The sequence below is a fragment of the Klebsiella sp. RIT-PI-d genome, from assembly GCF_001187865.1.
In the GTDB taxonomy this organism is placed as follows: domain Bacteria; phylum Pseudomonadota; class Gammaproteobacteria; order Enterobacterales; family Enterobacteriaceae; genus Superficieibacter.
Genome location: NZ_LGIT01000009.1, coordinates 816,798 through 842,873, shown reverse-complemented (window position 1 = coordinate 842,873; position 26,076 = coordinate 816,798). Strand labels below are relative to the sequence as shown.

The following is a 26,076-nucleotide window of genomic DNA, read 5'->3' as shown; positions in this document are numbered from 1 at the left end:
CGATATTAGATCAGTAACAGAATAAGCAATAATAATTTCCGCATTAGTACCATCAATAATTAAATAATATCACAGGCGTGCGGCGATAAAAATAAACCGCGCTGAAACAGCCCTGTGGTTTTATAGATATAAAGCCTAATAATATCAGAAAGGAATCAATCAGTGAGTCGTTCAGGACCTGGGTTGAGCGCCGCAGGCTGAGCACAATGGCCCGAAAAGCAGCAATTCGCAATGCAAGAACAGGCAGTGAATCAACGATAGCGAACAGCAGGCCGCCGCGCGCTATCCAGGCATAGTATACCTGAACCAGGACAAAGCTTTCAGAGTGTCTGGCGAACGTGCCGGTCGCCAGACAGGTTTATTATTTTCGTCGTGCGTCAGATTTATCTATCCAGAATCTCGCGGCGAATAATATCCGCGCCTGCGCTTAAGGCCTTAAGTTTGCCGTTGGCGACTTGACGCGACAGTGGAGCCATTCCGCAGTTGGTGCAGGGATAGAGCTTATCGGCATCGACGAACTGCAGCGCTTTACGCAGCGTATCAGCAACCTCCTCCGGGGTTTCAACCGCACTGGTCGCCACATCAATAGCCCCGACCATCACTTTTTTGCCACGAATCAGTTCAAGGAGATCCATTGGTACCCGGGAGTTATGACACTCCAGCGAGATAATATCGATACCTGAGGCTTGCAGTTTCGGGAACGCCTGTTCGTACTGACGCCATTCTGAACCCAGCGTCTTTTTCCAGTCGGTGTTGGCTTTGATCCCATAGCCATAGCAGATGTGTACGGCGGTTTCGCACTTAAGCCCTTCGATAGCTCTTTCCAGGGCGGCAATGCCCCAGTCGTTGACCTCATCGAAAAACACATTAAACGCCGGTTCGTCGAACTGGATAATATCCACGCCTGCCGCCTCTAATTCACGGGCTTCTTGATTGAGAATTTTAGCAAACTCCCAGGCGAGCTTTTCACGGCTTTTATAGTGATTATCGTAAAGGGTATCGATCATCGTCATCGGCCCCGGTAACGCCCATTTGATTGGCTGGTTCGTCAACTGGCGTAAATAGCGTGCATCTTCAACAAATACCGGTCTCTGACGCTCCACGGCACCCACAACGGTCGGGACGCTGGCATCGTAACGATTACGAATTCTGACGGTTTCGCGTTTCTCGAAATCGACGCCGCTCAGATGTTCGATAAAGGTGGTGACAAAGTGCTGACGGGTCTGCTCGCCGTCGCTGACAATATCAATTCCGGCCCGTAACTGTTCATCAAGAGACAAGCGCAGCGCATCCTGTTTGCCGGCGATAAGTTCTTCTTTCTGCAGTTTCCACGGCGACCAGAGCGTTTCAGGCTGGGCCAGCCAGGAGGGTTTAGGCAAGCTGCCGGCGGTAGACGTGGGGAGCAATGTTTTCATAGCAGGTGACCTTATATTTTTAATAAATCAAAGCGGGCAGCGGGCGGACCATTGCGCAAGAATATCCCTGTAGGGTTCGATAAAATGTTTTTCCGTAAACTTGCCCTGCTCAATCGCCAGCTGGCTACGCTCTTCGCGATCGTAAACAATTTTGGTTAATGAGTGATCCTGATTATTCAGGTTGGGCTGATAATGCAGGCCCGCTGCGGCGTTTGCGTTATAAATCTCCGGGCGATAAATCTTCTGGAACGTTTCCATCGTGCTGATAGTGCTGATAAGTTCCAGATTGCTGTAATCACTAAGCAGATCGCCAATAAAGAAGAAGGCGAACGGCGCAACGCTACCTGACGGCATGAAGTACCGCACCTGCAGGCCCATTTTTTTGAAATAGGTTTCAGTCAGCGATGTGCCATCCTGCTGGTATTCGAATCCCAAAACAGGATGGTGATTTCCGGTGCGATAATACGCGTTTTTATTGGACACACTCAGGCAGATCACCGGTGGTTTTTCAAACGCATTTTTGTATTTATCAGAGCTGACAAAATGCTTGAATATTGTGCCGTGCAGGTCACCAAAATCATCCGGAATAGTGAATGCTGACTGGTTTTTATTATGGTCCAACAGACGCACGCTAAAGTCATAATCGCGCACGTAGGAAGAGAAATTATTACCGGTAATCCCTGCGATGCGCCGATCGGTTTTTTTATCGACGATCGTGGTGTTCAATATTTCTATTGCCGGAAAGGTGTTACCACTACCGTCGATATTCATCGTCACGGAAATAATATCCAGTTCAACGGCATAACGATCGCTTTCAGGATTATCCCAGCTGGCTAAGCTGTTAAAACGATTGTTGATCATCGCCAGAGTATTACGCAGATTCTGCTGACGATTCTGACCTCTTGCCAGATTGGCAAAGTTAGTGGTGATACGCGTACTTTCGGAGGGGTTATAATGTTCGTCAAAACGCCCGCTCTTAATCGTGAAAGTGAATTGTGTAGTCATAGAACCCGCATCCGACGTCTGTTATAAAATTGTAGCGCCTCTGTACTCGACATAATTCGAGTCAAGCAAGGGTGGCAAGTAAGCAGATCCCCGGCGCGTACAGGCGTACTTGTCCGGAGGGGCGCGAGCCCTGGCAATGCATGTGCAACGTGAAGTGTTACCGTTACCCTTCCGCTATAGTTTTGCCAGAAACGCGAAGCAAGAGGAAGTGACCATATCTCAAGGTAACGTGAATCTCTTTCATGATCGGATGCAGTGCAGGTCAGCTGTTGCGGTCTGTTCATGTCCAATAGAGTCTGACCAGCACTCTGGACATATTTTGTATGGCTGCGGATGATACAGAAGCCCCCCAGACTTTCATCTACACCGAGACGCTTAATTGCGGCTGTCTGGCGGTGATTGGGCAGGGGTCAATGTCCGCTGTTCGCTCATAGCAGCATAATGGTGTTGCAAAGCGGTTAACTGGACGCCGCCTGATAACAGGTTTCCATTTCATCGAGTGCAGCCTGGTTTTCTAACCCCCATTGGTACATTTGCTCAATAGGTTCGGCAAAGGTTCTGCCCAGGGGGGTCAGTCGGTAGTCGACTTTGGGTGGGATCACGTCGTACACATGGCGGATAATCAAACCTCGCAGTTCTAACTCTTTCAGCGTCTGGAACAGCATTTTCTTAGAAATTCCCTGCAGGCTACGCTGTAACTCGCCGGTACGCGCGCGTTCATCCGGCCAGTGATACAGCGCGTGGAGCACCATTGTGCTCCATTTACCGGAAAAGAGTTCCATCAGACGGCGCGGCGGCGAGTCCGCATAGAAATAAAGTTTACCTTCAACCCAGGCTGGCACTGTTCTGTCCTCTGCTTATGGTAACCAAATGGTAACTACTATCAATATGGGATCCTGTTGACTATAGTCTGCCTCCTTGAGTTAGCCTAAACCAGCACATTCTTGAGGTGAGATGAAAATCAATGCATTAGTAGCACATGACGCGACACAACCCTTACTATCAGGCCAGATTTCGCTGCGCCCGTTACAGAAGCAGGATGTCAAAATTGAGATCCTCTATTGCGGCGTGTGCCACTCCGATCTCCATATGGCGCGTAACGAATGGGCAGTAAGTCAATATCCACTAGTGCCAGGGCATGAGATTGTCGGGCGAGTGATAGACGTTGGCGACGAGGCCACCCATTTTAAACCCGGTGATATCGTCGGTGTGGGCGTGATGGTCGACTCTTGCCGCGAATGCCATTTCTGCAAGAACCATGAAGAACAGTACTGTGAAGCCGGCTTTACGGCTACTTACAATGGCATGGATAAATATACCGGCGAAAGAACCCGGGGCGGCTATGCCCAGAGCGTGATTGTCGATCAACATTTTGTTGTTTCTGTACCGCGTAACCTGTCGCTTGCCGGGGTTGCTCCGCTGTTATGTGCGGGTGTGACTGTCTGGTCTCCGCTGCGCCATTTCAACGTTACTGCAGGCGATCGCGTTGGTGTTGTGGGCCTCGGAGGATTAGGCCATATGGCCGTGAAGCTGGCCAGTGCGATGGGGGCGGAAGTGACGCTGTTTACAACCTCCCCGGAGAAGGGAGAAGATGCCCGTCGTCTGGGAGCAAAACGGGTCGTGGTATCGCGCGATGCCACGCAAATGGCGGCCTGCCAAACCTCGCTGGATTTTATCATTGACTGCGTGGCGGCACCGCACGACCTGAATCCTTATCTGGCTACGCTGAAAACCAATGGCCGCCTGGTGTTGGTAGGTATTCCAGACCAGCCACACGACTCGCCGAATATTACGTCCATGGTGTTTCGGCGTTTAAGCATCAGCGGCTCGTCAATTGGCAGCATTCAGGAAACCCAGGAGATGTTGAACTTCTGCGGCGAGCATAATATTACCGCCGATATTGAAATGATCGGTGGCGAGGACATTGAGGCTGCCTTCGCCCGTATGCTTAAAGGAGACGTTAAGTATCGCTTCGTCATCGATATGCAGGCCACGCGCTGGTAGTGGAGCGACAGGCCCATAGCCGTTCCGGGCGGCAGCGCGGCCTGGCAGGAGTCACATAGACAACTGATAAGATGGTCGCTTTTAATGCAAAATTTTACGCCTCGCTGGGTTTTAAAATAGTAGAGGGCGAATCGTGCCCGCTCCACCTGGCACGCCAGAAAGAAGAGGAAAATAAACTGGGTTTCGATCCGGCGCGGCGCACAGGAGTGCGGTTGGACTTTTAAGGTTGTGCCACAAGCACTAACGGCCATGTCCGCCAGCGCTTCGCTTACAGCGGACCTTCTGCTCAGTTAGTTCGGCTGCTGTGTGCCAGGAGCGATCTTTTAACAAGATTTGATGTACGGTATTGGGCGATTCGTATAGCAGCAACGACAATGAGAGCCAGACTTATGAATTACTTTATTCGACCAGCTACGCCTGACGATATTAATAAAATCATCGAATACACTACTCAGGAAGCGCAAGAATCAGAAGGTTCAGTGATTGACCTTGTTGCTGTGGGGCGTGGTGTAACGTCGGCGTTCAGTGAAAACCCTCATTCAAAATATTGGGTCATGGAAGATTCTTCAGGAACGGTGATTGCCAATACCTCTGTCGTAAAAGAATGGAGTGATTTCCATGGTAATGACTACTGGTGGATCCAAAGCTTTTATATCGCCCCGGAGCATCGTGGAATGGGATTAGCTGATGAGCTCATCAAACATCTTACAAAAGAAGCCAAATCAGAAAAGGCACTGGAGCTTCGCTTGTATGTCCACGGAGATAACGGGCGTGCGATTCGTGCTTATGAGCGATGTGGTTTTACTGAATCTCCGTATACCATTATGAAAGTGGGTTTATAACTTCGCCAAATACAGCACTTCTAATGCTCTATCCGAAATCGGGACACAATGCCGCGCAAGCGGCATCTTTCATTCCAGCGATGCTCTTGAACGTTCCAGGCACATAACGTCCACTTCATGCTACCCATTGAAATCCCTTTTGTGGGCGGCCTGGTGCCAGGAGCGGACGTTCAACAAATTTTAGATTTCATATTTTCCTGCTGAACCATCCCTGTTATGCAAACTTTCTAACAGCGCATGAACCGCAGGCGAAGACCTGCCCTCTGATGAGCAAACCAGACCAAACTCCCTGTAAACAGAGGGTACTACCGGTGTAACACATAATCCATGCAGTTCTCCGGGCAGAGCTGACTGAGGTATGAGTGCGACCCCCATTTTTTCCCGCACCAAAAGGCTGGCACTGACCCAGTCCCGGACTGTCATGCGCACATCAGTCAGTTGAAGACCTGCCTGTTCGATCAGGCTTTTTGCATTAACTGCACAACCGCCGGTAGCAAGGATAAATGCCTGACCTGCCAGATCCTCAAGTGTTATGTTGTGCAATGTGCCACCACGGACCAGAGTGTGACCCGCTGGCAGTACTGCAACCCATTCATCCTTCCCTAATATAAAATCCGCACGTCCTGAAAGGGGATTCATAACGACGCCAAGATCAACCGTATCCGCCGCAAGCCATTCTTTAACTTCCTCATCAGTTCCTTCCAGTACAATCACCTCAATTCCCGGATGGAGACGTTTGAAGGCTCTCAACAGCCCGGGCAGAAATGTCGATGTTACAGATGGAAAGCTGCCAAGGCGGACACGCCTGCCCTGTAGGCCACGACTCTCCTCAGAAAGCCTGCGAATAGCGTCCAGTTGTGCAAGCATAAGCCTCGCATGTTTTGTTACTTCATCTCCTAGCGCAGTGACGCTGATGTTGCGCCTTTCTCGTACAAACACCTGAAATCCCAGCAAAGCTTCTAACTGGGCGATAGCCTGACTGGCACCAGACTGAGTCATTCCAACCCGCTCAGCGGCACGTGTTATGTTGCCTGAGTCAGCTACGGCAGCCAGCAAACGCCAGTGTAAAAGATTCATCATGATTATCAGTAGCTCAACTAATGGCAGGATTATTAATCATTAATTTTACATTGTAACCGGCAGTGCGCACAGTGTATTCAACCCTCTATTGTGTTCACTGGCTTTAACGGAGAAATGATGAAACTTTATTACGCGCCGAATACCTGCTCGCTTTCGCCACATATCGTACTGCGTGAACTTGAGCTTGAATTTGAACTGGTAAAAGTAGACAACAAGAGCAAACAAACCTCTGATGGACGCGATTTTTTATCCATTAACCCTAAAGGCTATGTCGCCGCTCTTGAACTGGAAGACGGAGAAATTCTGACGGAGGGACCGGCCATCGTGCAGTTTCTGGCTGATCTAAAACCTGATAGAGCGCTGGCACCATTAGCGGGAAGCTGGGACAGGGTACGCCTGCAGGAATGGCTGAACTTCATCACCAGTGAAATACATGCGGGGTCAGCTCTCCTCTTTAGCCCCCGACTGCCTGAAGAGGTAAAATCGCTTTTACGGGAGAAGCTGCTCAGGCGGTTTGATCTGCTTGAGGAAACGCTCTCAAGGAAAGCTTTTCTGACGGGGGCCTTTTTCACTGTTGCGGATGCTTACCTTTATACCGTACTGAGATGGTGTAAATATTTCGCTATTGAGCTGAAAAACTGGCCCGTATTGACGGCTTACATTGCACGAATTAATGAACGTCCCGCAGTGCAGGCTGCATTAATTGTCGAGGCATCCTGTTAATGCTGAGGTGAGCTACGTTCTGCATCTGATGCCTGACGAAAGCCAGGAAATTTCAGTCTTCTTTGTTCACTGATGCTCTTATCTGCCATTAGCATCTGTTTTATGCCAGAAGTAGTTGCTGAGCTCTTCATTATGGCCTGGCGGGATTATCCTTTGCAGACTGAGAACATTTAAATACCTTTTGACCGTGTTGCGAAGAAGACAACCGCTGCACCGAAAGCAACGATGAGTGTATCTTCAATCATGCCACTTCTGGTCTGCCCAATTTCTGCCATGGCTTTTTTGCGGGCCGCCAGTGTGACATAGGCAAGTGGTACGGCAGCAGAGATAGCGATCGCTGCCCCGGTTTTTTCTTCTCCCGTGGGTGCCAACGCGGCACCCGCAATTCCTGCGCTGGCTACTCGTGCTGATAAGCCCAAAAACACGGTGCGGTCTGGCGCTGACTTCATCTTGTCGCCAAACAGCTCACCTGCACCCATCGCTAACGCACCATATTTGAATAGCGGACGGTCCAGTAGCAGAAGACAACCTGATGTGTCGCGTCTGGCAAGGCGTGCTGCAGCGAGGGCCGCCATAGGCGTCATAGAACGGCAACTGGCGACAACGCCAATTAAGGCGGAATAAACAAACTTACTTATTTTCATTAATTTCTCCCGGATAAATAGGATTTTATTGTTTCTCAGGCTTTCTGGGGTGCAAGTCGGGAACTCCCGGTTTATTCAGCGCATTTACATGGTCACGTTATTTAAACGCTTTTCCTCTGAGCACTGAGTTGCATCCTGGAATGCCTTGAGCATCTTTTGCAGCCTGTGCGCTTCATGTTTTCTCACCACAATGAGAACGTTGACCACGGCGCGACCTCATGTGCAAACTTCCACCGCATAGACAGTATAGATGAACGCGGTCTGAGACAGCGGAGATGACAGAATTGGTAGGCTCAGGAATGTGGACCGCAACTGATTGCCCGATCAGACCCTGGCGTAATTTATTCGGAGGTGTAACCGTCAGGGCTGGCAGATTCGTGCTTACTACATTAACTGGCATCACCGTTCGTCATAAAAAAACTCATGCCGAGAGTCGGCTTCTCGCTTATAGCGGACATTAGCTTTTCCCAACGTCCATTCCGTGCCAGAAGCGGACATGGCTACCCCTGGAATACACTAATCAATATCGAGCAGGTGACAGTACATAACCATGCAACCGCATCAAAATCATCAGAGCATTTTTCAGGATGCTGGCAAATTCAAAAGTGACGGAAACGCCCCTTGTACCTCAAAATGGCTCTGAGGCGTTGTAACTAGCGCGGGTAATGACTCTTTGTTAAATTATTGTCAGGTAAGGTCTGTTCGATCCTCGCGTGGTGTTGGATGTGAGATGACGATAAACTCGACCGCAGAATTAGAGTCATTTCTGGCCTGATGCTTTGAGCCTGGGGGAATTTCAATGCCCTGCTGAGCGACGATCCGATACTCATTCCCTTCCAGTTCCATGGCCAGAACCCCATCAAGAACGAAAAAAAACTGTCTCGATACGGAATGGTAGTGTCGCTTTTCGTACGTTTTTGGCGGCATTTTTTCGTGAATAACCAGCATGTCTTGTCGGTTTACCAGATACCAACCATCGCACTTGTCAGCCCATACGTAATGCTCAGCATTAGCCTTAGAAATCATTGTTTTTTTACCTGTTGCTCGATTAAAAATTTTAGAACTGATGCTACGGCCAATGTCTGGAGACGCCGGATATGTATACAAGATATCCGCTTACAGAAGCCTGTAGATACTCGCGTTCCAGTAACCATTACCCTGACAACAATATTCTTTGAAACCCAACGACCTTAGTTCTCTTGCAATTAGCCGATTCATTACCCCGTGTCCCATAAGAAGTACGGAGCCGTCAGATCTTTTTGCAAACGCTATGAGGATATTCGTAGCCTGAACAGCACGTTTCTTTGCTATTTTCAAACGCTCCGCATTACGGGATATACCGCATAACCACATGACGCGGAAAAGAGCTGCCCACACGGACGGGGATAATCTGAAACCGGGCATGTGAAATACCGGTAGATCTGCTTCCCTGAAAACCTCATGAATAACATCCGGTTCAAGCCCTAATGCTTTCAGAGAAGAAAGTGCTCTGGGAAGAGGACTACTTATGATTCGAGATGCGCTGAATGCTAATGATTTACTGGACTCAGGCGGTATATCTTCTCCTGTATCAGAAAGATCATATTCTGCAATCCAGTTGGACATTTCACGGCTCGTTACTTTCGCAGACCCTGCAAAAGTGGGCTTTCCATGACGCATTAAAATAATTTCCATACAGAGCTTCTTATTTGTGGTCCTTTCCAGGCAGACAGACTAGCGTAATAAAGACAGGACGCACGACTACCATATCTAAAGTTGACACTGATTGCTGAGATGATGTGTCAGGTGAGAATCAAGGTGTGAATAAGTAAATACATTAATACAGTCATCACACCTCTCACAGTCCTGATGTCCGCTGTTCGCTCATAGCGGACCTTCAGTTCCAAGTGGTTATTCGCCTGGTGCCAGAAGCGGACGCTTCAGGTTTAAACATGGGCAGATAAGAGTCTTTACTTATTAATCCGGTATACACACCCGTATACGGTGCCCGTCAGGATCTAGCGCAACGAACGTCTTGCCAAAAACGGCTTGCTTGGGCTCCTGTTCTATCTGCACACCGCTGTCTGACCACTGCTGATAAAGTACATCAACTTCCTGAGTATCTTTAACCATAAAACTCAACTCAGTACGGTTACCTTCACCGCAGGATACAAAGTCACTCGCCGTCGTTGACCATAGTCCAAGGTTCAGACCGTTATTGAAGGAAAAAGCCGCCCACGTCGGAAGCTTCACATCTGGTTCTTTATTGAACAGCTTCTGGTAAAATTCGCTGCTGGCAATCGGGCTGTTAACATAAAGGATGATTAGGTTAGGTATCATGAGTCTTTCTCATTAAAATGAATGAGACTTCACTATCGCAGGGAGCATTGACAGAACATGTCAGCATCGGGACCGAAGCGTGCAGAGCGCCTACTCAATCTTCTACAGATTTTATATCAGCATCGCTATCCTGTAAGCGGACACTGCCTTGCACAAGAACTTTCCGTCAGCCTTCGCACCCTTTACCGAGATATTGGCGCGCTACGTGCTCAGGGAGCTGACATTCAGGGAGAAGCCGGGACGGGGTTTATCCTCTCACGAAGCCATCATTTGCCGCCTGTGATGTTCACCCCTGAGCAGCTCGACGCACTGGCACTCGGCTTGCGCTGGGTAGCCGCATATGGTGATGCAGGTATTGCAAAAGCGGCTTCTGAGGTAAGGGGAAAGATCCGGCAAGGTCTGCCCGTACAGTTAAAGACGCTGTTTGATGACTCGACACTATTCGTTGGAAAGACTCAGGTTGCCCATCACAATCCTGATAATCTGAACTTTCTTCGAAGCGCCATCAGGCGGAGACAGAAGATCCGGACAGGTTATACAGACAGATTGAGTAATGTGAGTGAAAGAACGATATGGCCTTTCGCTTTAGGTTATTTCTCCGGTGATATTGTGCTTGCGGCATGGTGTGAAAAACGTAATGCCTTCCGCCATTTCGACGTAACGCGTTTAACCTCTGTTCAGCTTGTGCAGGAAGGATATCCCCATTCCCGGAATCGTTTACTCCGCATGTGGCGCAGTGCGGGTCTGGATAACATCATCCCTGGACGTAACTGAACTGAATGCCAGTGTCCCAGAATATTAAGGCCTGCCCATATCTACTGATATGTCCGCTTTTCGCTCACAACGGACCTTCTGTACAGTGACTTTGGCCGCTTCGTGCCAGAAGCGGAAGTTGGAGTGCCGGAAACTATCTAATAGCGGAACGGTAGTTTTGCAAGGATGTTAACGCTGATATTAAGATGGTAATGGGGTATGCTCAATTTGCACCGGATCGTCTCAATGAAGCCATCCACTTGCGCCTCTTAACAATAAGGATTGAAAGACGCTATGGAAAATAACTACAAACATGACCTTCACGAAATTCTTTGTTTGAAAACGTTTGGTGAATCTTTCGAGGTTTATCGCGTCGATGATTATGACAAGATGATCATTGAGTGGGCAGAAAGAGAGCTACTCTGCGGCAATAGTTCTGAATCATTGTTAATTTTAGCCTCCCTCAATTTAGATAAACGTCCTGATTCAGGTGAAATTGAGCGCTATCTTGATGCATATATGCTTGAACAAAACATCGTTATGCCCAGCATTAACGCTAGTGCAATGACGTGGCTAAGAATCAAAGCTTGGTTTCTGATGCATGCCGAGACTTCCAAAGAATTAGAGTTACGGCTGCATCAAATCCCTGCGTTTCACCCATCTCCGGGTTCTCGTATCCTCAGCAACATCGGCTGGCAGTTTTACCGCATATACGGTGATCTCTATGATGATTGGGGGCCTGGCTACCCCTCTAAGGCCTCAGCGATGAGCGAAGCAGATATTCTTGATTTTGTGAAATGCCGCGTGAAACCTTTCTATCGTGTTCTCTGTAGCTCCGATTGGGCCTGGGTTCTGTCCCGAGCAGTATAAGCAATCTCATGACTGCAAAGTGCCAGGAGCGGAAGTTGAAGATCAGGATCAAGAAAGAAGTTAGGAGGAGTTTTTTTTGAAAAAATCCGCTTAGTATGAGTTTTGGAGAAAAAAACAGTGCATACTTTGAGCAATACATTCTTAGGATACCGATCTTCATCTGCATGGATTTTTTGACGTGATTGATTTCATAAATTTTAACGACCGCTATAAACAACTCAGAACTTTATTACCACATGCTAATAATGTGGCTGAATATTTGATAGCAGGATTAAATATTCGCATCTTTGAACCCGCAAGCGCAGTTGAGGATGTTCTTATCGTTTACCACGGTGGTGGAGTCAACTCAGATGCTGGTTACGATATTCTTGCTCATCAGATAAGTCATCGTGGTTCTATTTGTACATGCCTCATAGATATCCGTGGGCACGGGCGCTCATTGGGTAACAAAGGTAGCGTTTCTAATCCGGAGCAGGTCTGGCAGGATATCGACACTGTTCTTGAACATGTTCGCGTAAAGTTCCCCTGGGCCAGAGTTCACTTGCTTGGTCATTCAAGCGGAGGGGGGATGTTGATCAATTATTTTACTCGCTTCACCCCCTCTCAACAAAGTGACAGCCTGATTTTACTTGCGCCTGAGTTTGGGCCTTTTGCGCCAGCTAAAATTTGCAGAAGAACAATGGTTCCATTCGCGTCGGTGAGCAAGTGGCCTTTCGTACTAAATGCGCTCAGTGTGGGATTACTATGCGGTAACCGTTATGCAGTTACTCTTAATTTTCCCAATGAGGTTATGCTATTAAGACCTGAATTTGTTCAGCGATACAGCGTGAATATGGCGAATGCTTTGACACCGCGTCAACCTGCAAGACAAATTGCAGCATTGCCATTACCTGTAACTGTTCTGATAGCTGAAAAGGATGAGCTATTTGATGCAAGACAAATGTCAGAGTTTGTAGAAGGATGTGGTAACCCGAATTTACATATTAGAATTATTGAGCACAGTAAGCATTTAGACTGCATCTTTGATATTAGTGAAGAAATTCTTCAACATTTGAATAGATGTACGTCAAATTAAAGCATATCGTGAGTATTTAGCTCTGCTCAACACGTACAGATCATTATTGAAAACTATTCCCGAGTCCGCTCCTCGCTCGATGTGGACGTTTGTTAACGCAGACTGTCCGTTTCGTGCCAGGAGCGGACGTTACTTGCACATGATATATTATTTTAAGGGGGGCTGAGCAGAGGAGGAAAATCTCCTTTGATAAAAAAACGTGGCTGGATATGTCAATTAGCAAATCAACGTGGTATATATAGTTTTATGGTAAATAGAGCCTTCATATTGATAAATTGAGGTTTTATTTTATTTTCATCTATTATGAATAAGAAAGGAATGTAAATGGATTTTAAAGTACCTACAGATACAGGTAATCTAACCATAGGCATTGATTTTGGCGGGGCTGTTGTTTTTGTTGGTGCTAATGGCAGTGGAAAATCACGGCTTGCTATAAACATCGAAGAGTCTCTTGGGGAACAAGCTCATAGAATATCTGCTCATCGCGCATTGAATTTAAACCCGGACGTTCCAAAAATAAGTGAAGATAAAGCCCTGAGAACTCTCCGGTATGGAAGTGATTGGGAAGGTATATCTATTGGCAATCGTAATAACCAGCGGTGGCAATCTAAAGCCAGTAGTTTTTTGCTTAACGATTTTGACTGTGTTATTCAGGCACTTTTTGCTGAGCAATCTAAAACGGCACTTGGTAGTCATCATATTTTAATGGGTAAAGTCAGCGGCGAACCCAAGAAAACTAAATTTGAGAAATTAAATGAAATATGGGGGAATTTAATCCCCCACAGAGAGTTAGTTATTGATGGGGATAATATTCAGGTAAAAATACCTGGTAATAATTCAACTTATAGCTCCGCTGATATGAGTGATGGTGAGCGAGCTATTTTTTATCTAATTGGACAAGTTTTAGTCGCTGCTACTAACTCTGTTCTCATTATTGATGAACCTGAACTCCACATCCATCGTTCTATAATGAGCTCACTTTGGGATCAGCTTGAAAGTGCTAGACAAGATTGTGCTTTTATTTTCATTACTCATGACATTGAGTTTGCTTCAAGCCGAATTGCTAAAAAAATAGCAATTAAAGATTATCAACCAAATGGCCCTACTTGGGGGTTGGAAGAGATACCAGAAGGAACTGGTTTTTCTGAAGAGTTAACAACTCTTATTTTAGGTAGTAGAAGGCCGATTCTTTTCGTTGAAGGTGATGACAATAGTTTGGATAAAGCATTGTACCGCAGCATTTACCCAGGGTGGACTGTTATACCTAGAGGATCTTGCCAAAATGTGATTCATGCTGTAGTTACACTTAGAGCAAATCAAAGTCTCACACGTGTAAAGTGTGCCGGTATTGTTGACGCTGACGGTCATAGCGATGAAGAGGTAGAGGCATTTAATGAACTTGGGGTTAAAGTTCTTCCAGTTTCTGAAATTGAAAACGTTTTCCTCATTCCCTCTGTTAGTCGCGAGATTGCTATCAAAGAAAACTATCCTGAAGATGAAATAATTAGGAAATTAGATATCATATTGGACGATGTTATTGCGTTAATAAATCAAGGCGATAACTTTGAAAAATGCATTCGTATGTATTGTCAAAGAAGAATAGATAGATACCTTAAACTAGTAGACATCAGTGCTAGCAATAGCATTGGTGAAATGAAAACATTATATCATGATAAGACTAATTCATTAGATGTCGAGCTAATATATAACACTCATGCTAATGATCTAAGGACGGCAATTCAGGAAAGAGACATCGGTAAAATTCTTTCTATTTTTGATAATAAAGGTATGCTAGCCAAAGCTGGATTGACGCTAACAGGGAAAAGCAAGATTCAGTTTGAAAATTGGTTGATCAGAACCCTTACTAGCGAATCACATAGTGGAATAGTCAGCGCTGCGAGGGCTGCTTTACCGGAGATTAGGCCCTAATTTCTCCCGTGAGACTAGACAACCTATATCATATAACAGCCCTCTATGATAGAGGGCTGTTTTTTGCAGCAAGCACAGAACTAGACATAATACATCTCTCTTTAAGCCAATACAAACAGCTCCCCCTCTCACGTGTGCCACCGTGACTGGTTCAGATCCACCTGCTCCCTTTTGATTAAAACATTCAATGTAACGCGCTTAGTTGTTGGGATTGCGAACTTCCGCTCTTCGCTCATAGCGGACCAAAGCCCTGCGTAAGCAGGGCCAGAATAAACCATCCGGAAGCTACAATAACTCCTTTCACGAATCGTCATTTCGCCCATACGAGCGGTAAATCGGACCACCGCGTCATATAGCTGGGTGACAACCTCTCCCGCTTCATCTTCCATGACTACTGTATGCCCTGCCCGGCAAAATATCGCCTGGCTCATCGCTACATACCCGTTAATTTCCTCTCCGAAGGAACGACTGCACACCAGCTCCTGTTTGACCGGAGCAAACTCCTCAAGTTCAAGACAAGGCTCGCCGCGTAGCCTCCTTACTGTGCGCTCAAGAACAACGTTGAAATATTTACGGATAAACCTGAGTAGGCATCAGCCAGCTGCAGGACATTTTTAATGCCCATTGCCTCACGCTTTTTTCCGATGCGCCGGCCCACGCCCCAAACTTCATCGACGGGCATTATCGCCATCAACTTGCGCTGACGCGTTTCGTTCGATAAATCCACCACGCTGCCCGTTTTCTTCCATCGCTTTGCAGCATTTTTGGGGAAGGAAATTAAATAATAAAAAACGGGAGCACTCAGGCTCCCGTTGTAATTTTACACCATCAGAAATTACATATTTTCGATGATCGCGTCGCCAAACTCTGAACATTTCAGCAGCTTAGCGCCTTCCATCAGACGCTCGAAGTCATAGGTCACGGTCTTCGCCGCGATAGCGCCTTCAGTGCCTTTAACGATCAGATCTGCGGCTTCGAACCATTCCATATGACGCAGCATCATTTCTGCGGAGAGGATAATCGAACCTGGGTTCACTTTGTCCTGACCGGCGTATTTCGGTGCGGTTCCGTGGGTGGCTTCGAACAGTGCGCATTCATCACCAATGTTAGCGCCCGGTGCGATACCGATACCGCCAACCTGTGCCGCCAGGGCGTCAGAAATGTAGTCGCCGTTGAGGTTCATACAGGCGATAACATCATATTCTGCCGGACGCAGAAGGATCTGCTGCAGGAACGCGTCGGCAATGACATCTTTAACGACGATCTCTTTACCGGTTTTTGGGTTTTTGATTTTCAGCCACGGGCCGCCGTCGATCAGTTCACCGCCGAACTCTTCACGCGCAATCTGGTAGCCCCAGTCTTTGAACGCGCCTTCGGTAAACTTCATAATGTTACCCTTGTGAACCAGGGTCAGTGAATCGCGATCGTTGGTGATGGCGTATTCAAGCGCCGCACGAACCAGACGCTTAGTCCCTTCTTCAGAACACGGTTTAATACCGATACCGCAATGTTCCGGGAAGCGAATTTTTTTCACGCCCATTTCTTCACGCAGGAACTTGATCACTTTCTCTGCGTCGGCAGAGTCGGCTTTCCACTCTATACCCGCGTAGATATCTTCGGAGTTCTCACGGAAGATAACCATATCGGTCAGTTCAGGATGTTTAACCGGGCTTGGCGTGCCCTGATAATAACGAACCGGGCGCAGGCAGACGTAAAGGTCCAGCTCCTGACGCAGCGCAACGTTAAGGGAGCGAATGCCGCCGCCAACCGGAGTGGTCAGAGGGCCTTTAATGGCGACGCGATATTCACGGATCAGATCGAGTGTTTCAGGGGGTAGCCAGACGTCCTGGCCATAAACGTGGGTAGATTTTTCACCGGTATAAATCTCCATCCAGGAGATCTTACGCTCGCCTTTATAGGCCTTTTCAACGGCGGCATCGACCACTTTCAGCATGGCTGGCGTGACGTCAACACCGATGCCATCACCTTCAATGAAGGGGATAATCGGGTTATTCGGAACGTTTAGCTTGCCGTTTTGTAGGGTGATTTTACTACCTTCCGCCGGAACAACTACTTTGCTTTCCATTCACCTCTCCTTCGAGCGCTTCTGGTTGTTACTGATTTTTGTTAATGATTTGTAATAAGCCAATCAATACTACCTGATACTTTGGTTCCATGAAAGGCATTCATCGTTACGCTATAATGCGTCAATTGATAACGACTGAAAATACTATGCGCAAAACTTCTGTTACAAATCACCGCCTTAAGCGATTCAGCTCACAGCGAAACGCCAGAAAACCCCGGGAAAAGCTGCCGCAGCGCGTGATCCTGTTCAATAAACCCTTTGATGTCCTGCCGCAGTTTACTGATGAAGCCGGGCGCAGTACGTTGAAAGATTATATTCCGGTGGCGGGTGTGTATGCTGCCGGACGCCTCGATCGTGACAGCGAAGGGCTGCTGGTCCTGACCAATGACGGTGCATTACAGGCCCGGCTCACTCAGCCGGGGAAACGCACCGGGAAAATTTATTATGTTCAGGTGGAGGGTGAGCCGACTCAGGCGGCGCTGGCGGCGCTGCGTGAAGGCGTCACGCTGAATGATGGCCCTACTCTACCCGCCGGTATTGAGCAGGTGACAGAGCCTGAATGGTTGTGGGCGCGTAATCCACCTGTTCGCGAGCGAAAATCAATTCCCACCAGCTGGCTTAAAGTGACGCTGCATGAAGGCCGTAATCGTCAGGTCAGGCGTATGACGGCACATGTCGGCCACCCTACCCTGCGCCTGATCCGCTATGCTATGGGCGACTATACGCTGGACGGACTGGAAAACGGCGCGTGGCGCGACGTCGCAGCGCCTGGCGCATAACCGGTTAGTACTTATTTGACAGTAAAGATTAAGGAGTTGCGCATGTTTAAACCTCACGTCACCGTGGCCTGCCTCGTTCATGCAGAAGATAAATTCCTGCTGGTCGAAGAGACAATAAACGGCAAAGTGCTGTGGAATCAGCCTGCCGGGCATCTTGAAGCGGATGAAACGCTGGTTCAGGCCGCCAGACGCGAACTGTGGGAAGAGACCGGGCTCGTGGCAGAGCCGCAACATTTTATTCGTCTTCATCAGTGGATTGCGCCTGATAAAACTCCGTTCCTGCGCTTTCTGTTCTCCATTGAGCTTAACGAAATGTGCGCTACTGAACCGCATGATAGCGATATTGACCGCTGCCTGTGGGTCAGCGCTGAGGAAATCCTCACTGCCAGTAATCTGCGCTCACCGCTGGTGGCTGAGAGTATTCGTAGCTGGCAGCAAGGGCAAAAATATCCTCTGGCCCTGATCGGTGAATTTAACTGGCCGTTTACAGAGGGTGTCAAGTCAGGGGTGGCGTGCTAAAATACGCCGCCTCGAAGTTCAATGTTGTGAGTATTCCTATGTCTGAAAGCCCAAAAAAAGTGATCGTCGGTATGTCCGGCGGTGTCGATTCTTCTGTTTCCGCTTATTTGCTCCTGCAACAGGGCTATAAGGTAGAAGGCCTGTTCATGAAGAACTGGGAAGAAGACGATGGCGAGGAATATTGTACCGCAGCGGCCGACCTGGCAGACGCTCAGGCGGTCTGCGACAAGCTCGGCATTGAACTGCACACCGTTAATTTTGCCGCAGAATACTGGGATAACGTCTTCGAGCATTTTCTCGAAGAGTATAAAGCGGGGCGCACGCCGAATCCGGATATTCTGTGTAATAAAGAGATCAAGTTTAAAGCCTTCCTTGAATTTGCCGCTGAAGATTTAGGCGCAGATTACATTGCCACCGGCCACTATGTGCGTCGTGCCGATGTTGACGGCAAAAGTCGCCTGCTGCGTGGTCTTGACGGTAATAAAGATCAGAGTTACTTCCTGTATACCCTTGGCCATGAGCAGATTGCACAAAGCCTGTTCCCGGTGGGTGAACTGGAAAAGCCGCAGGTGCGTAAAATTGCTGAAGAGCTGGATCTTATCACCGCGAAGAAAAAAGACTCTACCGGCATCTGTTTCATCGGCGAGCGAAAATTCCGCGAGTTTCTCGGCCGCTACCTGCCTGCACAACCGGGAAAAATCATCACCGTTGACGGTGAGGAAATTGGTCAACATCAGGGGTTGATGTACCACACCCTCGGCCAGCGTAAAGGGTTGGGTATTGGCGGTACCAAAGAAGGAAGTGAAGATCCCTGGTATGTCGTGGACAAAGACGTTGAGAAAAATATTCTGATTGTTGCCCAGGGTCACGAGCATCCGCGCCTGATGTCAGTGGGGCTGATTGCGCAGCAGCTGCATTGGGTTGATCGTCAGCCGGTACGTGGCACGCTGCGCTGCACGGTAAAAACACGCTACCGTCAAAGCGATATCCCCTGCACTATTACCGCGCTGGACGACGAGCGTATTGAGGTTCGCTTTGACGAGCCGGTTTCGGCAGTAACGCCGGGGCAGTCTGCCGTTTTTTACAGCGGAGAAATCTGTCTGGGCGGTGGGATTATTGAGCAGCGCTTGCCGCTCTAATAGCATGTGATGAAGTCAACCCGGTGCATCGTGAATGCGCAGGGATAACAAGGAGTGAGCGTGGCGAAGAACTATTATGACATCACCCTGGCGCTGGCAGGGATCTGCCAGTCGGCACGCCTGGTGCAACAACTGGCCCATCAGGGCCACTGCGATAGCGACGCGCTGCACGTTTCGCTCAACAGCATCATCGATCTCAACCCGGATTCAACGCTGGGGGTTTTCGGTGGTAGCGAAGCGAATCTGCGCCTTGGTCTTGAAACGCTGCTTGGCGTACTGAATGCCAGCAGCCGTCACGGTCTTAACGCCGAACTCACCCGCTATACCCTCAGCATGATGGTGCTGGAGCGCAAACTTGCCAACACCAAAGGCGCAATGGACACCCTTGGCAACAGCATTTCTGGCTTACAGCGCCAGCTTGAGCATTTTGATTTACAGTCTGAAACCCTGCTCAGTGCGATGGCCGGGATTTATGTCGATGTGATAAGTCCTCTGGGACCTCGCATCCAGGTTACCGGCTCTCCCGCTGTGCTGCAAAGCCCGCAGGTTCAGGCCAAAGTTCGCGCCTCGCTGCTGGCCGGTATCCGCGCGGCAGTGCTCTGGCACCAGGTCGGCGGTGGCCGCCTGCAACTAATGTTTTCTCGTAAGCGCCTGCTAACTCAGGCCAAACACATTCTTGCTCATTTAACTCCGGAGTTGTGATCTATGGAATTATCCTCACTGACCGCCGTTTCCCCCGTCGATGGACGCTATGGCGATAAAGTCAGCGCGCTGCGCGGCATTTTCAGCGAATATGGTTTGCTGAAATTTCGCGTCCAGGTAGAGGTGCGCTGGCTGCAAAAGCTGGCCTCGCACGCAGCGATTAAGGAAGTTCCTTCATTTGCTGCCGACGCAAACGGTTACCTTGATAAAATCGTCGCAGAGTTCAGTGAAGAAGATGCTCAGCGCATCAAAACCATTGAGCGCACGACGAATCACGACGTCAAAGCCGTTGAATACTTTCTCAAAGAAAAAGTCGCCGATATTGCGGAGCTGCACGCGGTCTCTGAATTTATCCACTTCGCCTGTACCTCTGAAGATATTAACAATCTTTCTCACGCGCTGATGCTGAAAACCGCCCGCGAAGAGGTGATCCTGCCCTACTGGCGCAAACTGATTGATGCGGTGAAAGATCTCTCTGTTCAGTATCGTGATATTCCCCTGCTCTCCCGTACCCACGGTCAGCCCGCCACGCCCTCTACGCTGGGTAAAGAGATGGCCAACGTCGCATACCGTATGGAGCGTCAGTATCGCCAGCTGGAGCACGTTGAGATCCTCGGTAAAATTAACGGTGCGGTCGGTAACTATAATGCCCACATCGCTGCTTATCCGGAAGTAGACTGGCATCAGTTCAGCGAAGCGTTCGTTACATCATTAGGGATCCAGTGGAACCCGTATACCACTCAGATCGAACCGCATGACTACATTGCTGAATTATTTGATTGTATTGCTCGCTTCAACACCATTCTGATCGATTTCGATCGTGATGTATGGGGTTATGTGGCGCTGAACCATTTCAAACAAAAGACGATAGCCGGCGAAATCGGTTCTTCAACGATGCCGCATAAAGTTAACCCGATTGACTTTGAAAACTCTGAAGGCAACCTCGGTCTTTCGAACGCAGTGTTACAGCACCTTGCCAGCAAATTGCCGGTTTCCCGCTGGCAGCGCGACCTGACGGACTCTACCGTGCTGCGTAACCTCGGCGTCGGCATCGGCTATGCGCTGATCGCCTATCAGTCTACCCTTAAGGGCGTCAGCAAGCTGGAAGTTAATCGCAAGCGCCTGCTGGATGAGCTGGATCACAACTGGGAAGTGCTCGCTGAGCCAATTCAGACCGTAATGCGCCGGTATGGCATCGAAAAGCCGTATGAAAAATTGAAAGAGCTGACGCGCGGCAAACGTGTCGATGCTGAAGGTATGAAACAGTTTATCGACGGTCTTGAACTGCCGGAAGAAGAGAAAACGCGCCTGAAAGCCATGACGCCGGCCAATTATATCGGCCGGGCCGCATTGATGGTTGATGAGCTGAAATAATCTTCTTTTTCGCCCTCTTTTTCGTCAAAAGAGGGCATTTTTTACTTTCTGGTTGAACGACTATTTAGCTCTTTGCGTTACACTATTGCCGATCGTAATGTGAGGAAAAAGTTATGCGCGTACTGGTTGTAGAAGATAATCCCCTGCTGCGTCACCATCTGAAAGTTCAACTCCAGGAAATGGGGCATCAGGTTGATGCTGCCGAAGATGCTCGTGAGGCGGATTATTATATTGGCGAGCATTTGCCTGATGTTGCGATTGTTGATCTGGGGTTGCCGGATGAAGACGGCTTATCGCTGATCCGCCGCTGGCGCAGTCACAGCATTACCCTGCCATTGCTGGTGCTGACCGCTCGCGAAGGCTGGCAGGATAAAGTAGAGGTATTAAGCGCAGGGGCTGACGATTATGTGACTAAGCCTTTTCATATTGAAGAGGTGGTGGCCAGAATGCAGGCGCTGCTCAGGCGTAACAGCGGTCTGGCTTCGCAGGTCATTTCTCTGCCGCCGTTTCAGGTTGATCTTTCCCGACGCGAGTTATCCGTTGAGGATGAAACCATCAAGCTTACGGCCTTTGAATATACCATTATGGAAACGCTGATCCGTAATCACGGTAAAGTGGTAAGTAAAGATGCGCTGATGCTACAGCTATATCCCGATGCCGAGCTGCGGGAAAGCCACACCATTGATGTGTTGATGGGTCGTCTGCGCAAAAAAATCCAGACGCGTTATCCGCATGAGGTTATTACGACCGTGCGCGGACAGGGCTATCGCTTCGAACTCCCGGCATGAAACGACTACTGCGGCATTTTCTGCCGCTTTCTCTACGCATCCGCTTTTTGCTAGCCACCGCAGCGGTGGTGCTGATCCTGTCGCTGGCGTACGGCATGGTTGCGCTGGTCGGCTACAGCGTTAGTTTTGATAAAACAACGTATCGTCTGCTGCGCGGCGAAAGCAATTTATTCTATACCCTCGCGAAGTGGGAAAACGGGGCGTTAAGCATCGATCTCCCGGAGAATCTGGCCCAGCAAAGCCCGTCTGTCGCCCTGATCTATGATGATGACGGAAAGCTTCTATGGGCACAGCGTAAACTTCCGGGGCTGGTAAAGCGTATCCATCCCGACTGGCTTAAGGCCAACGGCTTCCAGGAGATTGAGGCCGATGTCGATTTCAGTAGCAGTCTGCTGCGTGATGACCGTGAGGGGCAGGATAAGCTTGAGGAAATGCATCGGGAAGCCGATCCTGATGATGAAATGACCCATTCCGTTGCGGTGAATATCTACCCGGCGACGGCCAGAATGCCGCGTTTAACCATTGTCGTTGTCGACACCATCCCGATTGAGCTGAAAAGCTCTTATATGGTCTGGAACTGGTTTTTCTATGTTCTGATTGCCAATCTGCTGCTGGTGCTGCCACTGCTGTGGCTCGCGGCATGGTGGAGTTTACGTCCGCTGGAAGCGCTGGCAAAAGAGGTGCGCGAACTCGAAGAACATCATCGTGAAGCGTTAAATCCTGAAACGACACGTGAATTAACGCATCTGGTACGCAATCTTAACCGGCTGCTAAAAACTGAACGCGAGCGTAATGAAAAATATCGCACCACGCTAACTGATTTAACCCACAGCTTAAAAACGCCGCTTGCCGTACTGCAAAGTACGCTGCGCTCGCTGCGCAGCGAAAAAATTAGCGTAGCTGAAGCTGAACCGGTCATGCTGGATCAAATCAGCCGTATCTCACAACAAATTGGTTATTTCCTGCATCGCGCCAGTATGCGCGGCGGCAATATCATGCTGAGCCGCGAACTGCATCCGGTGGCTGCGCTTCTGGACAACCTGACCTCCGCAATGAATAAAGTCTATCAGCGTAAAGGGGTGAGCATTACGCTGGATATCTCCCCGGAAATCAGTTTCGTCGGGGAGAAAAATGACTTTATGGAAGTGTGCGGCAATGTACTGGACAACGCCTGTAAATATTGCCTTGAATTCGTCGAGATTACCGCCCGCCAGACTGATGAGCATCTGCACATTATTATTGAAGATGATGGTCCTGGTATTCCCCTTAATAAGCGCGAGCTGGTTTTTGATCGCGGTCAGCGTATCGACACGCTGCGCCCCGGACAGGGCGTGGGGCTTTCCGTGGCCCGGGAAATTGTTGAGCAATATGATGGTAAAATCATAACCCACGATAGCGCGCTGGGGGGAGCCCGCATGGAAATCGTCTTTGGCCGCCAGTGTCCCGGCCATCAAAATAGCTGACGCCGGGGTTTTTGTGTTTTCTCCTGCACCCTAACGGTTCAGCATCCGTTATACTCCCCCTCAGTTACGAGGCTGTGGGAAACTATTATGGATTATCAATTAGCACTAAACTGGCCCGATTTTATTGCGCGCCACTGGCAAAAGCGGCCGGTGGTACTGAAACGGGGTTTCGCGAATTTCGTCGATCCTATCTCTCCCGACGAACTTGCCGGTCTGGCGATGGAAAGTGAAGTCGATAGCCGCCTGGTCAGTCATCAGGAAGGCAAGTGGCAGCTTAGTCACGGTCCTTTTGAAAGCTACGATCACCTCGGTGAAAATGACTGGTCCCTGCTGGTGCAGGCAGTCAATCAATGGCATGAGCCGACGGCAGCGCTGATGCGGCCTTTCCGCGAACTGCCGGACTGGCGAGTGGACGATTTAATGATCTCCTTTTCCGTGCCCGGTGGCGGCGTAGGCCCGCATCTTGACCAGTATGATGTGTTTATCATTCAGGGCACCGGCCGCCGCCGCTGGCGCGTAGGTGAGAAAGTGGCAATGAAGCAACATTGTCCCCATCCTGACCTGCTGCACGTCGACCCTTTCGAGGCGATTATCGATGAAGAGCTGGAGCCGGGTGATATCCTCTACATTCCGCCGGGATTCCCGCATGAAGGGTATTCACTCGAAAACTCAATGAACTACTCGGTCGGTTTTCACGCGCCGAATGCCAGAGAGTTGATCAGTGGCTTTGCCGATTATGTTCTTCAGCGCGAGCTGGGCAGTTTCCGTTATAGCGATCCAGAGATCCCTTCTCGCGATCGTCCGGCCGATATCCTTCCTCAGGAGCTGGATAAACTGCGCGGCATGATGCTGGATCTGATTAATCAACCGGAACATTTTAACCAGTGGTTCGGCGAATTTATTACTCAGGCCCGCCACGAACTTGATATTGCACCGCCGGAGCCACCTTACCAGCCAGACGAAATTTACGATGCGCTGAAACAGGGTGATAAGCTGGTCCGGCTTGGCGGTTTGCGCGTGCTGCGCGTGGGTGACGACGTTTTTGTTAACGGCGAGAAAATCGATTCTCCTCACCGCCCGGCTCTCGAAGCGCTCTCCAGCCGTATTGTATTGTCCGCTGAACATTTCGGCGATGCGCTGGAAGATCCCTCTTTCCTCGCGATGCTGGCCGCGCTGGTTAACAGCGGTTACTGGTTTTTTGAGGATTAAATTGTAACGCCTTACCTGTTCTGCCGGGCGGCGCAGGCTTGCCCGGCCTCTATTATGCCGCGTTTGCGCCATGCTTTGTGGTTAATTCCGCAATCCGTACGATGACCCGGACGGCTTTTTCCATTCCTTCAAGAGACACAAACTCGTGTTTACCGTGGTAATTATATCCCCCGGTGAACAGGTTCGGGCAGGGTAATCCCATGAACGATAGCTGAGCGCCATCGGTGCCACCACGAATAGGCTTCATATCGGGTTCGATATCACAATCAAGCATCGCCTGTCTGGCGATCTCAATGATATGCGGATGTTCACTCACCTTTTCCTGCATATTGTAATAGCTGTCTTCAATGATCAGCTCAATATAACAATCCGGGTGCAGCCCTTTACCCACTTTTTTGGCGATTTCCATCATTTTGCGCTTACGCGCTTCAAACTGTTTGCGATCAAAATCGCGCACGATGTAATGCATTTCAGCGCGATCAACCGTGCCTTTCATACTGGTAAGATGGTAAAAGCCTTCGTAACCTTCCGTATGCTCAGGGCTTTCATCTGCGGGAACGTCAGCATGAATGCGGGAAGCCAGCGATAGCGCATTCACCATTACGCCTTTGGCCGTACCGGGATGCACGTTATTACCCACAATTTTAATGGTCACCGATGCGGCATTAAAATTTTCAAATTCCAGCTCGCCCACGCCGCCGCCATCAACGGTATAGGCCCAACGGGCGTCGAACTGAGCAACGTCAAAATGCTTAGCGCCTTTGCCTACTTCTTCATCCGGCGTAAAGGCCACGCGAATATCACCGTGAGAAATATTATTCTCCGTTAACACTGACAGAGCCGTCATGATTTCGGCAATGCCTGCCTTGTCGTCCGCGCCCAGCAGCGTTTTGCCATCGGTGGTGATGAGCGTCTGCCCCAGCATCTGATGCAAAACCGGGAACATGACCGGAGAGAGAATTTCATCGCCAACGCCCAGGGCAATGTCACCGCCGCGATAACCTTCGATGATCTGCGGATTCACATTTTTGCCGCTAAAGTCCGGGGCCGTATCGACATGGGAAATAAAACCGATTGCCGGAATGTCGCCTTTTACATTGGCAGGCAGTGTTCCCATCAGGGTGCCTTTATCACTCAACGTCACATTGATGAGGCCCATATCCTCAAGCTGGGTTTTGAGCAGCTGCAATAGCTTCCATTGTCCTTCAGTACTCGGTACCTGACGTGCGCCAGGCCTCGATTGCGTATCCAGTGAAACGTATTGCAAAAAACGCTCAAGTAATTTTTCCATGCGGTCACCCTCACTTTTTGTGACAACATTATCAATAAGCACGAAAACAGAGATATTGCGTCAGGTC

Annotated in this window: 26 protein-coding genes and 1 pseudogene; 15 read left to right on the top strand and 12 right to left on the bottom strand. The window is 49.2% G+C overall.

Translation table 11 applies throughout. The features are described from left to right. Positions 1–383 precede the first annotated feature (383 nt). The 3 genes from AC791_RS10485 to AC791_RS10475 all read right to left on the bottom strand — a co-directional run bounded on the left by AC791_RS10485 (position 384) and on the right by AC791_RS10475 (position 3,262). A complete protein-coding gene (locus AC791_RS10485; protein WP_049840390.1) occupies positions 384–1,415 on the bottom strand; it encodes a methionine synthase in 1,032 nt (343 codons plus the stop codon). Positions 1,416–1,442: 27 nt separating this feature from the next. After that, positions 1,443–2,420: a DUF1852 domain-containing protein gene (locus tag AC791_RS10480; RefSeq protein ID WP_049840389.1), complete on the bottom strand. Its 978-nt coding sequence runs from the start codon at positions 2,418–2,420 to the stop codon at positions 1,443–1,445. Positions 2,421–2,878: 458 nt separating this feature from the next. Beyond that, positions 2,879–3,262, bottom strand: a complete 384-nt coding sequence (locus AC791_RS10475; RefSeq protein ID WP_049840388.1) for a winged helix-turn-helix transcriptional regulator — start codon at positions 3,260–3,262, stop codon at positions 2,879–2,881. Positions 3,263–3,374: 112 nt separating this feature from the next. Between AC791_RS10475 and AC791_RS10470 the strand changes: the two genes are divergently transcribed. Together AC791_RS10470 and AC791_RS10465 are read left to right on the top strand one after the other, a co-directional pair. Next, positions 3,375–4,424 carry an NAD(P)-dependent alcohol dehydrogenase gene (locus tag AC791_RS10470; RefSeq protein WP_049840387.1) on the top strand — a complete coding sequence of 350 codons (1,050 nt, stop codon included), beginning with the start codon at positions 3,375–3,377 and terminating at the stop codon, positions 4,422–4,424. Positions 4,425–4,813: 389 nt separating this feature from the next. Continuing rightward, on the top strand, positions 4,814–5,266 hold the full coding sequence (locus tag AC791_RS10465) for a GNAT family N-acetyltransferase (RefSeq protein ID WP_049840386.1): 453 nt from the start codon (positions 4,814–4,816) through the stop codon (positions 5,264–5,266). 180 nt (positions 5,267–5,446) lie between these two features. On the opposite strand, the gene AC791_RS10460 is transcribed toward AC791_RS10465, so the two are convergent. Then, positions 5,447–6,346, bottom strand: coding sequence for a LysR family transcriptional regulator (locus AC791_RS10460; protein ID WP_049840385.1), 900 nt, complete (start codon positions 6,344–6,346; stop codon positions 5,447–5,449). A gap of 117 nt (positions 6,347–6,463) precedes the next feature. Between AC791_RS10460 and gstA the strand changes: the two genes are divergently transcribed. Next, positions 6,464–7,069, top strand: a complete 606-nt coding sequence (gene gstA / locus AC791_RS10455; protein ID WP_049840384.1) for a glutathione transferase GstA — start codon at positions 6,464–6,466, stop codon at positions 7,067–7,069. A 170-nt stretch (positions 7,070–7,239) separates the two neighbouring features. Here gstA and AC791_RS10450 read toward each other — a convergent pair whose 3' ends face one another. The 4 genes from AC791_RS10450 to AC791_RS10435 form a co-directional block, all read right to left on the bottom strand. Further along, positions 7,240–7,713 carry a hypothetical protein gene (locus AC791_RS10450; protein ID WP_049840383.1) on the bottom strand — a complete coding sequence of 158 codons (474 nt, stop codon included), beginning with the start codon at positions 7,711–7,713 and terminating at the stop codon, positions 7,240–7,242. A 687-nt stretch (positions 7,714–8,400) separates the two neighbouring features. Further along, positions 8,401–8,739, bottom strand: a complete 339-nt coding sequence (locus tag AC791_RS10445; RefSeq protein ID WP_049840382.1) for a cupin domain-containing protein — start codon at positions 8,737–8,739, stop codon at positions 8,401–8,403. A gap of 90 nt (positions 8,740–8,829) precedes the next feature. Continuing rightward, positions 8,830–9,387, bottom strand: coding sequence for a histidine phosphatase family protein (locus tag AC791_RS10440; protein WP_072094331.1), 558 nt, complete (start codon positions 9,385–9,387; stop codon positions 8,830–8,832). 282 nt (positions 9,388–9,669) lie between these two features. Further along, the gene (locus AC791_RS10435) at positions 9,670–10,032 is read right to left on the bottom strand and encodes a VOC family protein (protein WP_049840381.1); all 363 of its coding nucleotides are present in this window, start codon (positions 10,030–10,032) and stop codon (positions 9,670–9,672) included. Between the two features lie 57 nt (positions 10,033–10,089). Here AC791_RS10435 and AC791_RS10430 point away from each other — a divergent pair, with 57 nt between their 5' ends. From AC791_RS10430 to AC791_RS10415, 4 genes are all read left to right on the top strand, one after another. Then, positions 10,090–10,806, top strand: a complete 717-nt coding sequence (locus AC791_RS10430; RefSeq protein ID WP_049840380.1) for a helix-turn-helix transcriptional regulator — start codon at positions 10,090–10,092, stop codon at positions 10,804–10,806. Between the two features lie 273 nt (positions 10,807–11,079). Then, a complete protein-coding gene (locus tag AC791_RS10425; RefSeq protein ID WP_049840379.1) occupies positions 11,080–11,655 on the top strand; it encodes a hypothetical protein in 576 nt (191 codons plus the stop codon). A gap of 178 nt (positions 11,656–11,833) precedes the next feature. Next, positions 11,834–12,730 (top strand): alpha/beta fold hydrolase, encoded by an 897-nt coding sequence (locus tag AC791_RS10420; RefSeq protein WP_049840378.1) that lies wholly within the window; start codon positions 11,834–11,836, stop codon positions 12,728–12,730. Positions 12,731–13,054: 324 nt separating this feature from the next. Then, a complete protein-coding gene (locus AC791_RS10415) occupies positions 13,055–14,659 on the top strand; it encodes an AAA family ATPase (protein WP_072094330.1) in 1,605 nt (534 codons plus the stop codon). Positions 14,660–14,969: 310 nt separating this feature from the next. On the opposite strand, the gene AC791_RS20955 is transcribed toward AC791_RS10415, so the two are convergent. From AC791_RS20955 to icd, 3 genes and pseudogenes are all read right to left on the bottom strand, one after another. Continuing rightward, complete coding sequence (locus AC791_RS20955; RefSeq protein ID WP_072094381.1) at positions 14,970–15,041, bottom strand: DUF4113 domain-containing protein; 72 nt, start codon at positions 15,039–15,041, stop codon at positions 14,970–14,972. 34 nt (positions 15,042–15,075) lie between these two features. Continuing rightward, positions 15,076–15,440, bottom strand: a pseudogene (locus tag AC791_RS19760) (DNA polymerase V subunit UmuC); the annotation flags it as partial. Between the two features lie 54 nt (positions 15,441–15,494). After that, positions 15,495–16,745 carry an NADP-dependent isocitrate dehydrogenase gene (gene icd, locus AC791_RS10400; protein ID WP_049840375.1) on the bottom strand — a complete coding sequence of 417 codons (1,251 nt, stop codon included), beginning with the start codon at positions 16,743–16,745 and terminating at the stop codon, positions 15,495–15,497. Positions 16,746–16,861: 116 nt separating this feature from the next. Here icd and rluE point away from each other — a divergent pair, with 116 nt between their 5' ends. The 8 genes from rluE to AC791_RS10360 all read left to right on the top strand — a co-directional run bounded on the left by rluE (position 16,862) and on the right by AC791_RS10360 (position 24,718). Continuing rightward, a complete protein-coding gene (gene rluE, locus AC791_RS10395; protein WP_049840374.1) occupies positions 16,862–17,524 on the top strand; it encodes a 23S rRNA pseudouridine(2457) synthase RluE in 663 nt (220 codons plus the stop codon). Between the two features lie 42 nt (positions 17,525–17,566). Further along, on the top strand, positions 17,567–18,043 hold the full coding sequence (locus AC791_RS10390) for an NUDIX hydrolase (protein WP_049840373.1): 477 nt from the start codon (positions 17,567–17,569) through the stop codon (positions 18,041–18,043). 38 nt (positions 18,044–18,081) lie between these two features. Then, positions 18,082–19,182 (top strand): tRNA 2-thiouridine(34) synthase MnmA, encoded by a 1,101-nt coding sequence (gene mnmA / locus AC791_RS10385; RefSeq protein WP_049841592.1) that lies wholly within the window; start codon positions 18,082–18,084, stop codon positions 19,180–19,182. A 60-nt stretch (positions 19,183–19,242) separates the two neighbouring features. After that, positions 19,243–19,884, top strand: a complete 642-nt coding sequence (gene hflD / locus AC791_RS10380; protein WP_049840372.1) for a high frequency lysogenization protein HflD — start codon at positions 19,243–19,245, stop codon at positions 19,882–19,884. Between the two features lie 3 nt (positions 19,885–19,887). Further along, on the top strand, positions 19,888–21,258 hold the full coding sequence (gene purB, locus AC791_RS10375) for an adenylosuccinate lyase (RefSeq protein WP_049840371.1): 1,371 nt from the start codon (positions 19,888–19,890) through the stop codon (positions 21,256–21,258). 113 nt (positions 21,259–21,371) lie between these two features. Continuing rightward, positions 21,372–22,046: a two-component system response regulator PhoP gene (phoP, locus tag AC791_RS10370; protein ID WP_049840370.1), complete on the top strand. Its 675-nt coding sequence runs from the start codon at positions 21,372–21,374 to the stop codon at positions 22,044–22,046. After that, the gene (gene phoQ / locus AC791_RS10365; protein ID WP_049840369.1) at positions 22,043–23,509 is read left to right on the top strand and encodes a two-component system sensor histidine kinase PhoQ; all 1,467 of its coding nucleotides are present in this window, start codon (positions 22,043–22,045) and stop codon (positions 23,507–23,509) included. The genes phoP and phoQ overlap by 4 nt, the downstream gene beginning before the upstream one ends. A gap of 87 nt (positions 23,510–23,596) precedes the next feature. Further along, on the top strand, positions 23,597–24,718 hold the full coding sequence (locus AC791_RS10360) for a cupin domain-containing protein (RefSeq protein ID WP_049840368.1): 1,122 nt from the start codon (positions 23,597–23,599) through the stop codon (positions 24,716–24,718). A gap of 52 nt (positions 24,719–24,770) precedes the next feature. Here the strand turns inward: AC791_RS10360 and pepT are convergent, their stop codons facing one another. Then, complete coding sequence (pepT, locus tag AC791_RS10355) at positions 24,771–26,009, bottom strand: peptidase T (protein ID WP_049840367.1); 1,239 nt, start codon at positions 26,007–26,009, stop codon at positions 24,771–24,773. Positions 26,010–26,076: the final 67 nt, after the last annotated feature.

Bases quoted from the DNA above. Each gene is read 5' to 3' on its own strand.
- AC791_RS10485 (WP_049840390.1), bottom strand. From the start codon at position 1,415: ATGAAAACATTGCTCCCCACGTCTACCGCCGGCAGCTTGCCTAAACCC.
- AC791_RS10480 (WP_049840389.1), bottom strand. From the start codon at position 2,420: ATGACTACACAATTCACTTTCACGATTAAGAGCGGGCGTTTTGACGAA.
- AC791_RS10470 (WP_049840387.1), top strand. From the start codon at position 3,375: ATGAAAATCAATGCATTAGTAGCACATGACGCGACACAACCCTTACTA.
- AC791_RS10465 (WP_049840386.1), top strand. From the start codon at position 4,814: ATGAATTACTTTATTCGACCAGCTACGCCTGACGATATTAATAAAATC.
- AC791_RS10460 (WP_049840385.1), bottom strand. From the start codon at position 6,346: ATGATGAATCTTTTACACTGGCGTTTGCTGGCTGCCGTAGCTGACTCA.
- gstA (WP_049840384.1), top strand. From the start codon at position 6,464: ATGAAACTTTATTACGCGCCGAATACCTGCTCGCTTTCGCCACATATC.
- AC791_RS10450 (WP_049840383.1), bottom strand. From the start codon at position 7,713: ATGAAAATAAGTAAGTTTGTTTATTCCGCCTTAATTGGCGTTGTCGCC.
- AC791_RS10445 (WP_049840382.1), bottom strand. From the start codon at position 8,739: ATGATTTCTAAGGCTAATGCTGAGCATTACGTATGGGCTGACAAGTGC.
- AC791_RS10440 (WP_072094331.1), bottom strand. From the start codon at position 9,387: ATGGAAATTATTTTAATGCGTCATGGAAAGCCCACTTTTGCAGGGTCT.
- AC791_RS10435 (WP_049840381.1), bottom strand. From the start codon at position 10,032: ATGATACCTAACCTAATCATCCTTTATGTTAACAGCCCGATTGCCAGC.
- AC791_RS10430 (WP_049840380.1), top strand. From the start codon at position 10,090: ATGTCAGCATCGGGACCGAAGCGTGCAGAGCGCCTACTCAATCTTCTA.
- AC791_RS10425 (WP_049840379.1), top strand. From the start codon at position 11,080: ATGGAAAATAACTACAAACATGACCTTCACGAAATTCTTTGTTTGAAA.
- AC791_RS10415 (WP_072094330.1), top strand. From the start codon at position 13,055: ATGGATTTTAAAGTACCTACAGATACAGGTAATCTAACCATAGGCATT.
- icd (WP_049840375.1), bottom strand. From the start codon at position 16,745: ATGGAAAGCAAAGTAGTTGTTCCGGCGGAAGGTAGTAAAATCACCCTA.
- rluE (WP_049840374.1), top strand. From the start codon at position 16,862: ATGCGTCAATTGATAACGACTGAAAATACTATGCGCAAAACTTCTGTT.
- AC791_RS10390 (WP_049840373.1), top strand. From the start codon at position 17,567: ATGTTTAAACCTCACGTCACCGTGGCCTGCCTCGTTCATGCAGAAGAT.
- mnmA (WP_049841592.1), top strand. From the start codon at position 18,082: ATGTCTGAAAGCCCAAAAAAAGTGATCGTCGGTATGTCCGGCGGTGTC.
- purB (WP_049840371.1), top strand. From the start codon at position 19,888: ATGGAATTATCCTCACTGACCGCCGTTTCCCCCGTCGATGGACGCTAT.
- phoP (WP_049840370.1), top strand. From the start codon at position 21,372: ATGCGCGTACTGGTTGTAGAAGATAATCCCCTGCTGCGTCACCATCTG.
- phoQ (WP_049840369.1), top strand. From the start codon at position 22,043: ATGAAACGACTACTGCGGCATTTTCTGCCGCTTTCTCTACGCATCCGC.
- AC791_RS10360 (WP_049840368.1), top strand. From the start codon at position 23,597: ATGGATTATCAATTAGCACTAAACTGGCCCGATTTTATTGCGCGCCAC.
- pepT (WP_049840367.1), bottom strand. From the start codon at position 26,009: ATGGAAAAATTACTTGAGCGTTTTTTGCAATACGTTTCACTGGATACG.